Source organism: Frankia sp. CeTa3Moorea (genome assembly GCF_978021225.1).
Genome location: NZ_CDXDOR010000122.1, coordinates 1 through 15,198, shown reverse-complemented (window position 1 = coordinate 15,198; position 15,198 = coordinate 1). Strand labels below are relative to the sequence as shown.

Below are 15,198 nucleotides of genomic sequence, written 5' to 3'. Positions count from 1 at the left end.
GGGCTCGGCGGGTACTGGTCGTAGGTGTCGACCCCGATGACATCGACGTACTGGTCACCCGGGTAGAGATCGAAGGCGCCGACCGACGTGGTCGAGCCGTGGGCGTTGAGGTTCCAGTCGATGCGGACCCGCGGGCTGGTGGCCTTGATCGCCGACGAGGCGTTGCGGAAGCACTGCACCCACTGCTGCGGGTCCGTGGCCGCCCACGCGAACCACAGTCCGTTGAACTCCCAGCCCAGCCGGACGAACGAGTCGCCCCGCCCCATGCTCACCAGCCAGCGGCCGAACTGCCGCCACTCGGCGTCGTAGCGGCCGGCCGCACAGTCGGCGAGGTTGCCCTTCTCCGGCCCTTGGTCTGGAAAGAGCGGCTGGCTGATGACCCATATGCCAGAGAACTCGGCGAAGGTCGAGGCGTCGCGCCCGATCCAGGGCTCGACGATCGCCCGCCAGCTGGACCGCTCGGTGTACATGACGACGACGTCGTTGGGCCGGCCACGGAATTCCGCCCAGCGGTTCGCCTGCGCCAACGTGTGCGCGGCGACCCCCGTGGGAAACTCACCGGTCGTGGCGGCCCGCTGTACCCGGGACGCGGTGACCGGCGGCTGGACCCCCGGTGCGGGCGAGAGGCCGGAGCCCGGCGACCGCGCGGGCGGCGACTGCGGCGGGGGCGGCGTCGGCGGGGCGGACGTCGGGCCGCCGGCCGCTGTGTCCGTGGGGTGTCCTCCGGAGGGCGCCAGAACCCAGGCGGTCAGGGCGGTCAGGGCGAGCACGACCGCGATCGAGACCGCGACGAGCGGGAGACGCGGGATTCGGCCGGCTCGGCCCCCGGGGCGCGCGGTGATCCAACCGGCGACGCGAGATGGACGACCCGGGCCAGGCCCACCGCCGTCGTCCGCCCGAACACGCGCGTCCGGTACCTGCCCGTCCCAGGCTGGGACGTCCCAGGCCGGCACGTCCCAGGCCGGCACGTCCCGGGCCGGCACGTCCCGGGCCGGCACGCCTCGAGCCGGCACGCCTCGAGCCGGCACGCCCCAGGCCAGGACGTTCGTGTCCGGCGTGTCCAGCCCCTTACCGGCCGGGGCCTGCCGCCCGTGCCAATGGAACACGGTCGTGGTGGCACCGTCCGGACGTGCCCGCGCCGGGTCCGCCCGGTCCCCGGCGGGGCCTGTGACCGGGCCGCCACGCGCGTCGCAAGAAGCACCGTTGCGGCGGATGTGGACCAGCTCGGTGGGGGAACCCTCGCTGGGGGAACGGAGCATCCGCGTCGTCGTGTCACTTCGGCGACGGCGCAGCGGGAGCAGCCGGGCGTCCAGCCACTCGCCCCGGGACGGGGTCGGCATGCCGGCGCTTCCACCGGCGAGCCACCGATCGGCCGAACGGGGCGGATCCGCCTCGGAGTGGCGCACCGTGCCGTCCTGGTCCGAGGATGGCGATCCGTCCACCGGCCAGCGGCCGGCCGGAGGGTCATCCGACCAGGAGCGCCCGCGCACCCGCATCACCCCAGTCGTACGTTTCTACCTATAAAGTCATTTTTATTCATGTAACGCAAAAGTACGGTCAAGGGCGGCACTCTCCCCGATCCGGTGACTCGCAACGAGGTCCGCCATCACCGTCGACACCTGAGCCGAGACTCGTTCGGTAATCCGAGAGTGATCGCCAAACAGTAACAACCACCGACGAAGTGTGCCTTCGGCGGCCTCGGCTTATCACGCAGTGCAACGATCGACCATCCGTAGACCAACCCTCCCGCTCCGAGAGAATCGTTCGACAGGCGCACCCGACCCACCGAAACCGTCATCCGGTCCCAGAGTCACCGGAGTCAGGGGAGTCACGGGAGTTACCGGAGTCAGACGCATGGGAGGCCCGCGGGGTTGTGGGGTCTATGCCGCACGCGCGGGTTCGTAGGGACACCACCAGCCGGCAAAGGCCCATACGGTACCGTTGCCACGGGATCACGCCCGCACGCACGTTCGCGGGCGAGCAGCGACGTCCTCACCCGCGTGAGAACGCGCCGCCCGCGCAGCCGGACCGCCCGGTGGCTGCCCCCACCGGTCACGACCAGCCGGCCCGCGGGACGGCTGTCCCGGGTCGCCCGGAGCGCATCGCGGTCCCGCGACGACCAGGCCATCGACGCCCATCCGCCCCGAGTGCGTCCGGACCGGGGCATGAGCACGGGAGACGCAACAGCCTTGAGCATCGAGATCGCCCAGACCAGCGAGATTCCCGACGTGGCGGACATCCCCGTCGTGATCCTGTGCGGCGGGATGGGAACCCGGCTGCGGGAAGCCAGCGAGAAACTACCCAAGCCGCTGGTGGACATCGGCGGCAAGCCGGTGCTGTGGCACATCATGAAGACCTACGAGCACTACGGCTTCCGTAAGTTCGTGCTCTGCCTCGGCTACAAGAGCGATCTGATCAAGAACTACTTCCTCGCCTACCGTGCGCAGGTCGCCGACTTCACCCTCACGCTCTCCGACGACCACACCCCCCAGTTCCACAACACCGTGGGCGACGAGGCGTGGGAGGTGACCTTCGCCGAGACGGGCCTACTCACCGGAACCGGAGCCCGGCTGCGCCGGGTCGCCCAGTACCTGACCGGCCCGCGGTTCATGCTGACCTACGGCGACGGAGTCGGTGCCGTCGATATCGGCGCGGTGCTCGCCGACCACCTGGCGTCGGGGCGGATCGGGACGGTCACCGGCGTCCGGCCGTCGAGTCGCTACGGCGAGCTGACCACGGACGGCAACGCCGTCACCCTCTTCGCCGAGAAGCCGCCGCAGACCGGCTGGGTGAGCGGGGGATATTTCGTCTTCGAGCGCGAGTTCATCGACAAGTACCTCGACGACGACCCGGCACTGCTGCTGGAGCGTCACCCGCTGCAGCAGCTGGCCCGGGACGGTGAGCTGACCCTGCACACCCACGACGGATTCTGGATGGGTATGGACACGTTCCGCGACTGGACCGAGCTGAACCAGCTCTGGGATTCCGGTGCCGCGCCTTGGCGTGTCTGGGCCGGCTGAGGTTCCGGACGGGTCCAGCGATGAGCGATTCCTCCCGCGGCTCCGGCGGTCCCGAGCCGAACGGTTCCCCCCTGAGCGGTTCCGACCCCGGCGGCGCAAGCGAGTACGCGGCGACGGCAGGCGCCGACCCGGGTACGTGGCTGCACGACCTGGTCGCCACCCTGCTGCCCCCCGCGCGCAGCATCACCGGGGACGGTGTCCGCACGACGCTCGCCACCGTCGCGCGGGCGCTCGGCCCGGAGCCCGCGCTCACGGTGCACGAGGTCCCCAGCGGGACACCGGTCCTGGACTGGACCGTGCCCCGGGAATGGAACGTCACCTCGGCCCGGTTGACCGGCCCGGACGGCAAGACCATCGTCGACGCCGCTGACAACCCGCTGCACCTGCTGGGGTACAGCACACCGGTCCGCGCCCGGCTGTCCCTCGACGAGCTGCGCCCGCACCTGTTCTCGATGCCGGACCGCCCGGACTGGGTGCCCTACCGGACCTCCTACTACACCGAGAACTGGGGCTTCTGCCTGACCGACCGGCAGCTCGCCGCGCTGCCCGACGGCGAGTACGGCGTGGAGATCGACACCACCCTCACCGCGGGGTCGCTGACCTACGGCGAGATCGTGCTGCCCGGGACCACGGACGACGAGTTCCTCATCACGACCCACACCTGCCACCCGGCGATGGCGAACGACAACTGCTCGGGCATCGCCACGGCCACCCTGCTGGCCCGCACCCTGGCCAGGCTGCCCCGCCGGCACACCTTCCGGCTGCTGTTCATCCCCGGCACGATCGGATCGATCACCTGGCTCGCGCGCAACCGCGACACCGTCGGGCGCATTCGGCACGGGCTGGTGCTGACCGGCCTGGGCGACCGTTCCGACCCGACCTACAAGCGCAGCCGGCGGGGTGACGCCGTCGTCGACCGGGCCGCGGCCGCGGCGCTCGCCGAGACCGGGCGGCCGCACCGGGCCATCGACTTCTCCCCCTACGGCTACGACGAACGGCAGTTCTGCTCCCCCGGTTTCGACCTGCCCGTCGGCCGGTTCGGGCGGGGCCAGCACGGCGACTATCCGCAGTACCACACGTCCGCGGACGACCTCGACTTCGTGACCCCGGAGTCACTGGCCGACTCGTTCGCGATCCTGCTGCGGACGATCGCCATCTGCGAGCGCGACCGCATCTGGCGCAACACCGCCCCCTACGGGGAGCCGCAGCTCGGCCGGCGAGGCCTGTACCGCGCCATCGGGGCCACCATGAACCGCCAGGCGATCGAGATGGGCCTGCTGTGGGTGCTGAACCTGGCCGACGGCACGCGCAGCCTGCTCGACATCGCCGACCGCGCGGACCTGCCGTTCGACACCGTCGCGGCGGCGGCCGACGCCCTGGCGGGCGTCGATCTGCTCAGCGACGTCACCAGCGCCGCGCCCGCGGGAGCCCAGCGGTGACCGACACCGCTGTCGCCGTCACCAACGGCGCGGGGAGCACCGGGAACAGCGGCCCGGTCTGGACGATCGTGCTGGCCGGCGGCGGCGGCACGCGTTTCGGCGGGCCGAAACAGTTCTTCGACCTCGGGGGTGAGCCCCTGCTCGCCCACCCGGTCGCGGCAGCGCGGCCCGCCAGTGACGGCATCGCCGTGGTCGTCCCCGCCGCCCTGATCGGCCACTGGTCACCGCCGGACGGAGTGCGGGTCGTCGCCGGCGGCGCCACCCGGGCCGAGTCCGTCCGGGCGGGGCTGGCGGCCGTGCCCGCGGACGCCGGGATCATCGTGATCACCGACGCCGCCCATCCGCTCGCGACTCCCGCCCTGTACCAGCGGGTCGTCGACGAGGTCCGCGCCGGCGCCGACGCGGCCGTACCCGGCCTCCCGCTCACCGAGGTCGTCAAGGAGATCCACTCGACGGTGATCGACGGCCTCCCCGACGACACCCCCCGGTTGGTCACCGGGGCCTCACTGCCGCGGGAGACTCACCGGCTCGTGCAGACCCCGCACGCCTTCCGGGCGGACCTGCTGCGCTCCGTGCACGCGGGGGCCCGCGAGGCCGTCGAGGACTCGGCGATGGTCGCCGCGGCCGGCGGCCTGGTCGTGGTCATCCCCGGCGAGCCGGCGAACATCCATGTCACCACGCCGGACGAACTCGCCATGGCCCGGCTGCTTCTCACCCATGTTCGTTCCGAGGGGGAACCTGATGAGTTCGGTACTGGTCGAGTCCACGCTGTCCGATGACGAGCGGCGGGCGAGGCTCTACGCCGGCGAGCTGTTCGTCTACGCGCCCAGGCCCGCGACGCGGGAGTTCGTCGAGTTCAGCCGCGCCCTGATCCGCGAGGCCTTCGGCGATCTCGACCCCGAGACGGCGCAATACCACATGCCGGTCGAGGACTACGCGGCCCTGCTCGCCGAGCTGAAGCCACGGTTCATCCACCACCCCACCTGCAAGGAGCTGCTGCCGGCGATTCTCGCCGAGCACGGCTGCGACCTGTCGAAGACCTACTTCGACGTGCCCCGGCTGCGGACCTCGACGTCGGACGACTACCTCACCTCGGGCATCGCCTACGCCTTCCACCCGCACCGCGACACCTGGTACTCGGCACCGTTCTGCCAGCTCAACTGGTGGATGCCGATCTTCGACATCGTGCCGGAGAACGCCATGGCCTTCCACCCGCGCTACTTCTCCCAGGGCGTGAAGAACGGTTCCCGCGACTACGACTACTACGAGTGGAACGCGAAGAACCGGGCCGACGCCGCGAAACACATCAAGTCCGACAGTCGCAAGCAGCCCAAGCCCGAGGAGGAGGTGGAAATCTTTCCGCAGACCCGGGTGGTCGCCCCCTCCGGCGGAATAATGATCTTCTCGGCGGCCCAGCTGCACTCCTCGGTGCCGAACAACTCCGGCCGCACCCGGTTCAGCATGGACTTCCGCACCGTCCACTTCGACGACGTGGTCAACCACGTCGGAGCGCCAAACGTCGACGCGGAGTGCACCGGCACGACCATGCGGGACTACCTGCGTGGCACCGACCTGAGCCGGATCCCCGAGGACATCTGCCTGACCTACGACACCGCGCCACCGCGGGAGGACGCGGTACTGGTGTTCTCCCACCAGAACGCCTGATGGCGGCCCCGAACGGATCGGGCGCGGGCGCAGGCGCGGACGGCCCGGCGGCGGACGAGGTTCCGCTCGCCGGGCAGGTCGCTGTGGTGACCGGTGCATCGAGCGGCATCGGCCGGGCCACCGCGCTGCTGCTGGCCTCGGACGGAGCCACCGTCCTCGCGCTTGGGCGCGACCAGACCCGACTCGATGCCCTCGGCAAGGAGGCGAGCGGGCCAGGCACCCTGACGCCGGTGTGCCTCGACCTGACCGACGACGCGGCCGTCGTCGCGTTCACCGCCGAGGTCACGGGCCGCTACGGCCGCGTCGATCATCTGGTGCACAGCGCCGGCGCCTACGGAAGCGCCCGGGTGGACGCCGTGTCGCTGGCCGATCTCGACGCCCAGTACCTCGCGAACGTCCGGGCACCGTACGCGCTCACCCAGCGACTGCTGCCGGCGCTGCGGGTCGCTGGGGCCGACCGCGGCGCCGACATCGTCATCGTCAACTCCACCCAGGGCATCCGGGCCGGCGCGGGCACCAGCGTGTTCGCCGCCACCCAGCATGCCATGCGGGGGTTCGCCGACAGCCTGCGCCAGGAGATCAACGCCGACGGCATCCGGGTGACTACCATCCATCTCGGCCGTACGGCGACCCCGCGGCAGGAGGCGATCTACGCCCGGGAAGGCCGTGAGTACGCGCCCGAGCTACTCGTCCAAGCGGCCGACGTGGCCGATCTCGTCGATTACCTGATCCGGCTCCCACCCACCGCGGAGATCACCGAGCTACACCTGCGGCCGGCGAAGAAGAGCTACTGACGCGCTCCCGCTGCGCAACGACTCGGGGCCCGTGGGCGCGCCAGAGCCCACGGGCCCCGAGGCCTAGAAGTCCGCCGACGGCACGGTCCCGGCCTCGGGACCAGGACCAGATCCAGGACCAGATCCAGGACCAGGCAGATCCTGCACAACCGCCACAACGGCGATGATGACCGGTCCGAACCCGAGGCAGACCAAAATCGAATATCACCGCGGCGATGACGCCGTCCTGGTACGACAAACGCGTGTCACCGCCAGGCGGGTTCCCGAGCTGGGTCCCTCGTGGCGGCACCGATCTACACGGATGCAAACCGATGACTGTCGGGTCGGACGACCGCTATTATTCACCGCCCGCGCCGGGTTCGAAGAGCCCCCACCAGCTGGCTGCGAGACGTGACGAAGACGGGACCGTGCGCTCCGGAAACGGCACGGAGACCGCCTTGCGAGACGGCACGAGGGCCCCGGATACACTGAACCGCCCGCGCCGTCCGCCCGTCGCGCCAGCTATCCGACGTGCCGACGTGCCGACGTGCCGATGGGCTTCCATCGCCGGGCCCCGCCGCCGGGCGCGGCGCCCGGGAGCCCACTGACCAGGAACGGGGGACGGGAACCAGTGGTCACCACCACGCTCACGACCAGGATTCCACGGTCGTGGGTGATCCCGACCCAGGAGGCCGGCAGCGGGAAGTCGGTCAACGACGCCACCCTCCGGATGCTGACGATTCTGCTCTTCTGCGAGATCTTCCTGCAACGGATCGCTTTCCCGGTGGGCAGTTCACAGGTTCAGGTAATCCTGCCGATCACCTATGTCTGCGCGGCCTTGATGCTGCGGCGCGGAGGTCTGACGTACAACTCCGGCCGGGTGACCACCTACCTCGTCGCGATGACGGCATGTTCGGCCTCGGCACTCGTCTCCTTCCTCCAGCAGAACGACGACACGTCCTTCACCTCGTTGTTGCTGCTGCTGGCGACATACGTGCCGTTCCTCTTCGGCCTGCGCGGCGCGGACGCCCGCGCTCTCCTGCCCCGGCTGCTGGACCGTTTTCTAATCATGATCACGGTGCTCGCCGGTCTCGCCCTGTTCCAGTTCGCCATTCAGCTCGTCGGCGTTCCATACACCGACGTCGTCAAGAACGCCGTGCCGTCGCAGTTCCTGATGCAGGGGTTCAACACGTCCTACCCCGTGCAGTATGGCTCGTCGCTGTACAAGTCGAACGCCTTCATCTGCCTCGAGGCGTCGTTCTGCTCGCAGTTCCTCGGCTTCGGTATCGTGGTCTGCACACTGCGTAACGGCGGCTGGTGGCGCATGATCATGTTTGTGCTGGCCATCCTGAGCACCGTTTCTGGCACCGGTCTGCTCCTGCTGGCCTGCGCGGGCGTCCTGCTGGCCGTTCACAAGGGCGCCCGATTCGCGCTCACCGCCCTGCTCGGGGTGAGCCTCGTGGCGCTGATCATCAGCTTCACCCCGGCGTCGGATATCTTCGCCGCGCGTGCCACGGAGACGTCCTCATCGACGTCTAGCGGCAGCCTGCGCTTCGTCCAGCCGTACCAGCGGACCTGGGACGCGCTCGGCAGCGATCCGATGACGGTGGCGTTCGGCTGGGGGCCCGGGTTCGCCGACCGGGACGCCGCCGCGTTCTACCACCGCACCGGACTACCGCTGAACTACGCCCTCCTACCCAAGCTGATCCTCGAGTACGGCGTCGTCGGGACCACCGCGTTCATCGGTCTGGTGGTAGCGATGTTCGTACGCGGCTCGCAGTCGTTCGTGCTCTCCGGGTCTGTGTTAATCTTCTATAGCGTGCTGTCCGGAGGCCTGCTGGCCCCGGTCGTCACCGGGCTCGGCCTCCTGCTCGTCACCTGGTTCACGGTGACCCCAGAGGAGGCCGTCAGGCTCCAAGGGGATCCGGGAGCGTCGTCACCGCCGCTCCCACCGGCTCCCGTGCCGGGCCGGTCCTTCGCCGCGATCTGACGCCGCGATCTGACCCACGGCACGGCACGCGCGACCGCACCACATCGCGCGGATGGCGCCGTCCACACAGACCGCCATCCCGCCCGTGCTCGCCGCGGGTCCCCGTGTCGAGCCACCGAGGACGGACTAACGGTTCCGCTCGCCTCACCATCGCGATGGCCGGAACTGGGACCGGGACTGGGCATACCACGAGGAGCCGGTACGACGAAAAGCCGGACGGTCAGATTACGCTGACCGCCCGGCTCGTCATACCGGCGTTGCGCCTCCTGGAATCCAGGGCCGTCTAGAATCCAGAGCCGTCTGGAATGAATCAGGGAACCTCGGGGCCCCGGACCCTCGCGGCTACGGGCTGTCCTAACGCTTGCCGGGGCGGGCGTAGCGGTCGGTGGCCTCCGAGTCCACGCCGCCGCCCCGCTTGCTCACCGGAGCCGAGTCCCCCACCGGGGAGTTGGAGGTGATGGTGTCGACCGACGAACGACGCTCCGGGGCCGCCGCGACGGCCCGGCGGATGCCGGTCCGGCCGTCGTGCACGACGCCCACGACTCGCTCGGCGAGCGCCGGCCAGTCCCGCGGCACCTGCTCGAGCTCCTTGAGACTGGTTTCGGTGGAGGTGATGACCACGACGGCGTCGGCCTGGATGGCGGAGGCCGCGGTCATCGGCAGCTCGGCCAGCGCCGAGGTGACAAGGATGACGAGGTCGACGACCGGCGCCCGGTCGGCGAGGATCGGGGCGAGGCCACCAGGCCGGGCGGCCCGGGCCGGCGACACTCGGTTGTAGAGGATGTGCCCCCGCCCGGTGCCGGACGAGCGTGCCAGGCAGGTCGGCTCGTGCGCCCAGCGAGGCAGCTCCCCGGAGGTCGCTCGGGGCAGTCCCTCGAGAACTCCCCGCACCTCGGACGACGGCGAGGTGTCCAGGATCAGGACGACGCCCTGATCATCGGACCAGGCCGCGGCCACGGAGGCGACGAGGTCAGCGGTCAGGTCCCCCCGCGACGCCGGGGTGAACGCGACCACCTTGCTCGTCGGGGACATCACCGCGGACATCGCCGAGACCAGGGTCTCGGCCGCGCTGGCGGTGGTCCGTCCCGGCGCCAGGACTGCGATCAGCGGCACGCCCAGGGTGTCGGACGGGTTGTGCGGGTCGAGGATCGTGGGCCGGCGCTGATACATGATCCAGATTGCCGCGATCGAACCGAGCAGCCCGACGATCGCAGCGACCAGCGTGTTACGGAACAGGTTCGGCCCGCTCTGGCCCCCGGCGACGGGCGGCTCGGCCAGTTTGATCGACGTGCTCGCCAGCGCGGAGGCGGTGCGGGCGGTGGCGATCTGCGTGTTGAGGTTCGCGATCTGCGTGTTGCGGACGGTATTGTCGACGCTCCCGGCAATACCGGCTCCCTGACCCGCGGCGGCCTGCTCCGCCACCAGCCCGTCACGTAGCTTGATCATGGCGCTGATATTCGCCTGGCTGTTGGGGCCGTAAGTCGTCAAGAGCTTGCTGTAGGCATCCTCGGCCGACTTGACCAGCGCGTCCGCCCCCTGCTGGCTCGAGCCCTTCCCCTCGATGACGAAGAAGTAGCCCTCGTCGGACGGCGAGGTGCTGAGCCGGGCGGCGACGTCCACCTCGGGCAGCTTGAGTTCCTTCGCGATCTCCGCGACGGCCGCCGAGGACTGGGCGAACTGCGCCTGGGTCTGCACGAAGCGGGTCGCGTCGACCGAGTTGGCACCGAGCGTACCCGAGTCCGTCGAGAGGAAGACCCGGGCACTCGACCGGTAGGTCGCCGTCTGCGTCTTGGAGTAGGCGGCCGCCAGAGCCGCGAAGATGACCACGACGATGGCGACGACCAGCAGCCGTGGCTGGAGGATACGAAGCAGGGACGGGGCGGAGGGAGCCCGGCTGGTCTCGTTGCCCGCCTGCACGTTGCGACTCATGACGCACCCGCCACGGACTCAGAACGAGCGGACCGGGCCCGCACCCGGATCGGAGTGCCGGTGAGACGACGCAACGACTCCTCCAGCGGGACATGAAGCGAACTCAATGTGGCCCCCCACAGGAGCATCCGGCCCGATTGCCGGACCACGGTCTAGATCTGACGGAACCGATTTGTGAGCATAGCCGATAGCGGATAGTAAACGGTCTATAGCTATGACTGACGCCGCACGGACGCTCAGGTGCCCCGCCCACCACGCCGCGATCCGGTTCCGTGACCAGGCCGGCGAGGGCCGTGCTCCGGAGCGACATCCACATCCTCGACATCATCCACGGGATCCATTCGATGGTCAGATTCGCCGGCGTTCGACCGTCTCGACCGGCGTGCGTCGCTCATCCCGGCCCGGCGCGGGCGCGGCAACTCTCGTCCTCCCGGCCCCGCCGGGGCGGGAGCAGGCCCGGAGCCGCCCCGCGCCGCCCGCGCCGCGTCCCGTAGCGCGGCCTGCTCCACGTCGTGCTCCCGACCGAGCCGGCGGAGCAGTACAAACCACACCGGTGCAATGGACCAGAAAGCGATGTTATAGCCGACGACCGCGCCCCGCGCGCCCCCGACAAGCAACCCAATGATGGGAAAACCAAACAACATTGGCGCAAAGGCTGCATTGACCCAGAATGTGATCTTGGTTTTTCCGAGTGCGTAGACCATACATGCCGGTCCGACCGCGACCGACGCGGCCAGATAGTGCAGGATCGACAGCCCCAGGATGTTCTTGACGCCATCCCACGAGTCGCCCAACAACACCTGACCGTAACGTTCCGGAAGGAGGTAGAAGATCAGGCTCCACGCCGTGCCAATGGCGAGGACGAGGGCCGAGAGAGCGTAGGCGGCGCGCTCCCGGGCGTGGCGGGTCATGGAGGTCCGCTTGGAGAACTCCGGCAACGCGAAGCTCACGACCCCCACCCCGACCACCGTGGTCGGGCCGAGCAGCGTGCGCGCGCCTTGCAGGGCGCCCACCGTCGCCAGTGAACCCACCGCTCCGATCACCAGCAGCGAGGTCTGCATCGCGCCCTGGACAGTGATGAACTCCGCCGCCAGGTAGGCGGAGTTCGACTTGTTCCTGCGAAGCCATCGAAGGGTCTCGCCGGGCGACGGCCAGAAGCCGGCCTGGGCTATCCCCAGCAGGGCCGCGACGAGAGCCGAGGCCCCCCAGGCGAGCAGCAGCGGCGGGGATGCGGTCACACCGCGGTGGATGAGCAGGAAGATCCCGAGGATCTGGACGACCGCCCAGACGGTGTCGTTGACGAAGGCGCCGAAGGGCTTCCCCATCGCGAAGAAGACATAGCGCCACGCATCCTGCAGCAGCAGGCCGGGCAGCACGAGGCCCATCGCCGACAACGACGACCCGACCGGGCCGCCGAGCAGCAGGCCCAGGCCGACGAACGTGATTCCCACGGCCACGCCGAAGACGAACGACGAGCCGGTGGTGGCGGTGGCCGCCGCCCGGAAGTCACTCCGGGTGACACTCGAGTAGAACATGCTCAGCGGCATGCAGCTCCCGGCACGGACCAGGCCGATGACGATGGAGAACAACGTGTACGCAATACCGAACGCGCCGTACTCGACGTCGCTGACCTGATGGGCAATCAGGAACGAGATCGCGGCGTTCGTCGCACTGGAGACGGCCTGGTCCATCAGCGTCCAGATCGCCTTCGACCTGGCTCCGCCACGGCCGCCGGGACCCTCGCCGCCCGGACCCTCGCCGCCGGTCAGATCGTCCGCCAGGCCCTCAGCCCCGTTACCGGGCCCCGGCCCGAAGGACGCGGCCGCGGCACGCTCGCCGCCGCCTGCCGCGGCGAGCCTTCGTCGGCCGCGGGACCGCGCGGCGCCCGCCCCGGGAGATCGGCCGTCACGCCCGGCGGGGGGCTGGCGCGGAAAGATCTGCGTGCTCTCCGGGTCGGTCTCGTCGGTTCGGCGCGCCCGCCGGTCCGAGCGGCGATGCCGGGGAGCCTGCCCCTCGACCCGATGGAGGAGCTCGGTCTTCTCCGCCCGCAACCGGCGTTGCAGCGCGCTCAGGTCCATCGTGGCGGTGACGACGCCGGGCGGTGGCTGGCCGGCACCCGGACGGACAGGGGGCGTCACCGGGCGGGATGACGGCTGGGACAGGTGCGGGTCGCCGACGGGCGGCTGGATCGCGGGCCCGGACGGCCCGGGCCCCGGCCGCGGCGCCGGAGCGGGCTGCGGGCGGACCGGCCCCGTGACCACCTCGAAACCCTCGCCGGGTCGGCGGTCGCCACGGCGTTCGAACCCTTCGCCGGGACGTTCGGTCCGCTCGCCGGGACGCTGCCCGGTCGCCCGCGCGGGGCGCTGCGATCGTGGCACGTACCGGGTCTCATCAGGGGAACCCTCGGATGGGGAGTCGTCCTCCCCACCCGGGGCTCTCAGGTCCCCGTCGCTGTCCGTCATACCCGCTCTCCCGACCAGCCCGACCGGCTCGGCCAGCCCAGCGAGCAGGGTCCGCACAACCGCGGACGGAAATAACGACGGCCTGAGACCACGATGGGTTGCCTACAGCACTACGGGCCGGGGAACCGGCACGATGAAGGAGCCGCCGCGCGCGGCGTACTCGGCCTGCTGGGCGATGATCTCCTTCTTCACGTTCCACGCAAGCAGCAGCAGGTAGTCAGGCTGCCGCTCCAGCAGGACGGCGGGATCGAGGATCGGCAACCGGGCGCCGGGCAGGTACCGGCCCTGCTTGTGGATGTTGCGATCGACGACGAAATCGAGCAGGTCGGTGCCGATGCCGCTGGAGTTCAGCAGGGTCGCTCCCTTGGCCGCCGCGCCGTAGGCGGCGATGGTCCTACCGTCGGCGCGCAGCGAGCGCAGCAACGCCACCAGCTCGTCCTGCACGGCGCGGACGTCGTCGCCGAAGCTGGCGTACCGGTCGAACGTGTCGAGCCCGGCGGCCCGCTCGGCGTCGAGCACCGCCGCCACCGACTCGGCCGGCTCCGCGGCGGCGGTGTGCTGCATGCTCCACCGCAGGGTGCCGCCGTGCAGCTCGGGGAACTCCTGGACGCCGACGAGCGCGAGGCCGTGCCGGCGCATCAGGACGTCGACCGCGATCGTGGAGAAGTAGCAGAAGTGCTCGTGGTAGACCGTGTCGAACTCGGTGTGGACCAGCAACGCGCCGACCCCGGGGTTCTCGACGTCGACGAGGCCGCCGTCGGCGAGCAGGATCGAGAAGCCCTCGACGAAGCTGTTGAGGTCCGGGACGTGGGCCATCACGTTGTTCGCGATGATCACATCGGCCTTGCGGCCCTCCGCGACGAGCTGGCGGGCGAGCTCCGCGCCGAAGAACTCCTCGCGGGTCGGCACGCCCGCCTCCCGGGCGGCCGCGGCCGGGCCGGGGGTCGGCTCGATCCCGAGGACCGGGATGCCCCGCTCGACGAACGCCTTCAGCAGGTAGCCATCGTTGCTGGCGACCTCGACCACCAGGCTGTCCGGCCCGAGGTTGCGGCTCGCGATCAGGTCGATCACGTGCTTCTCCGCGTGGCGGACGAGCATGTCGGAGAACGAGGAGAAGTAGGGATAGTCCTCGTCGAAGATCTCGGACGCCGGCAGCTCGTGGGTGAGCTGCACGAGTGCGCAGGCCTCGCAGAAGCCGACCTCAAGCGGGAACGACGGATCGGTTGTGTCGAGGGCGTCGGCGCGCACCAGGCGGTTGGCGATGGGGGTGGACCCCAGGGAGAGGAACAGGCGCGGGGCCGGTCCGCCGCAGGACCGGCAGGCGGTTACCGCCGTGGCGAGGCCGCCGGGAGCATCCTGCTTCTGGGTCGCGTCGGCCTCGGCGGTGCCACTACCGCGCTGGGCCGGGGTTGCGGATGACATGCGTTCCCCTAGGTGAGGTGTCGACATCGATCTTCACGATCTGGTGGACGGGAATGGCTGTGCCAGCCGGCCGCGAGGCCGAACGAGAGGCCGAACGACATGATGACCGCCCATCCGACCAGAAGGACGCGACGGTCCCGCGAACAACATGATCTTCGTGAAGCCGGGACGGGCCGCCACGCCGCCGGGCGATCGCCGGCGAAGGCACGGAGGAGAGCGCGAACCCCGGGCGTGCGAGCACCGGTCATCGGCCGGACACCCGCCACCCACCGCCGCAGCGGCGACCGCCGGACGAGCGCTCGTTTCCGTCGGCGAGATGCCACCGCCGGCACCGCCGACGGCAGCCCGATGATTTTCCGGCGAAGATCGGCGGTCACGGGTGCTGCGCACGCCGGGTCATGCTAGCCGGTGGACACCACCCCCCACCTGACCCACAGTCGCCGAGAGGAAGCCGTGGCACCACCCTCCGAACACGGGATGCCTTCCCACACCCGCCCC

10 protein-coding genes are annotated in these 15,198 nt (G+C 70.3%); 6 read left to right on the top strand and 4 right to left on the bottom strand.

The features are described 5' to 3' along the window. A partial coding sequence (locus tag AC08OV_RS18520) for a glycosyl hydrolase (protein WP_476620023.1) occupies nt 1-1,340 on the bottom strand: 1,340 nt, incomplete at its 3' end. 825 nt (nt 1,341-2,165) lie between these two features. On the opposite strand from AC08OV_RS18520, the gene AC08OV_RS18515 reads away from it, so the two are divergent. The 6 genes from AC08OV_RS18515 to AC08OV_RS18490 all read left to right on the top strand — a co-directional run bounded on the left by AC08OV_RS18515 (nt 2,166) and on the right by AC08OV_RS18490 (nt 8,887). Beyond that, nucleotides 2,166-3,020, top strand: coding sequence for a sugar phosphate nucleotidyltransferase (locus AC08OV_RS18515; RefSeq protein WP_476613933.1), 855 nt, complete (start codon nt 2,166-2,168; stop codon nt 3,018-3,020). A gap of 20 nt (nt 3,021-3,040) precedes the next feature. Further along, nucleotides 3,041-4,459, top strand: coding sequence for a DUF4910 domain-containing protein (locus AC08OV_RS18510; protein WP_476613932.1), 1,419 nt, complete (start codon nt 3,041-3,043; stop codon nt 4,457-4,459). Beyond that, nucleotides 4,456-5,238: an IspD/TarI family cytidylyltransferase gene (locus tag AC08OV_RS18505; protein ID WP_476593092.1), complete on the top strand. Its 783-nt coding sequence runs from the start codon at nt 4,456-4,458 to the stop codon at nt 5,236-5,238. The genes AC08OV_RS18510 and AC08OV_RS18505 overlap by 4 nt, the downstream gene beginning before the upstream one ends. Beyond that, nucleotides 5,201-6,124 (top strand): phytanoyl-CoA dioxygenase family protein, encoded by a 924-nt coding sequence (locus tag AC08OV_RS18500; RefSeq protein ID WP_476613931.1) that lies wholly within the window; start codon nt 5,201-5,203, stop codon nt 6,122-6,124. The genes AC08OV_RS18505 and AC08OV_RS18500 overlap by 38 nt, the downstream gene beginning before the upstream one ends. Continuing rightward, a complete protein-coding gene (locus tag AC08OV_RS18495; RefSeq protein WP_476613930.1) occupies nt 6,124-6,918 on the top strand; it encodes an SDR family oxidoreductase in 795 nt (264 codons plus the stop codon). Before AC08OV_RS18500 ends, AC08OV_RS18495 begins: the two co-directional genes overlap by 1 nt. Before the next feature lie 652 nt (nt 6,919-7,570). Then, nucleotides 7,571-8,887 carry a hypothetical protein gene (locus tag AC08OV_RS18490; protein ID WP_476620022.1) on the top strand — a complete coding sequence of 439 codons (1,317 nt, stop codon included), beginning with the start codon at nt 7,571-7,573 and terminating at the stop codon, nt 8,885-8,887. Nucleotides 8,888-9,241: 354 nt separating this feature from the next. Here the strand turns inward: AC08OV_RS18490 and AC08OV_RS18485 are convergent, their stop codons facing one another. The 3 genes from AC08OV_RS18485 to AC08OV_RS18475 form a co-directional block, all read right to left on the bottom strand. Beyond that, nucleotides 9,242-10,816, bottom strand: coding sequence for a Wzz/FepE/Etk N-terminal domain-containing protein (locus AC08OV_RS18485; RefSeq protein WP_476613928.1), 1,575 nt, complete (start codon nt 10,814-10,816; stop codon nt 9,242-9,244). A 236-nt stretch (nt 10,817-11,052) separates the two neighbouring features. Beyond that, complete coding sequence (locus AC08OV_RS18480; protein ID WP_476620021.1) at nt 11,053-13,194, bottom strand: hypothetical protein; 2,142 nt, start codon at nt 13,192-13,194, stop codon at nt 11,053-11,055. Between the two features lie 186 nt (nt 13,195-13,380). Continuing rightward, complete coding sequence (locus tag AC08OV_RS18475) at nt 13,381-14,700, bottom strand: methyltransferase domain-containing protein (protein ID WP_476613926.1); 1,320 nt, start codon at nt 14,698-14,700, stop codon at nt 13,381-13,383. Between the last annotated feature and the right edge of the window lie 498 nt (nt 14,701-15,198).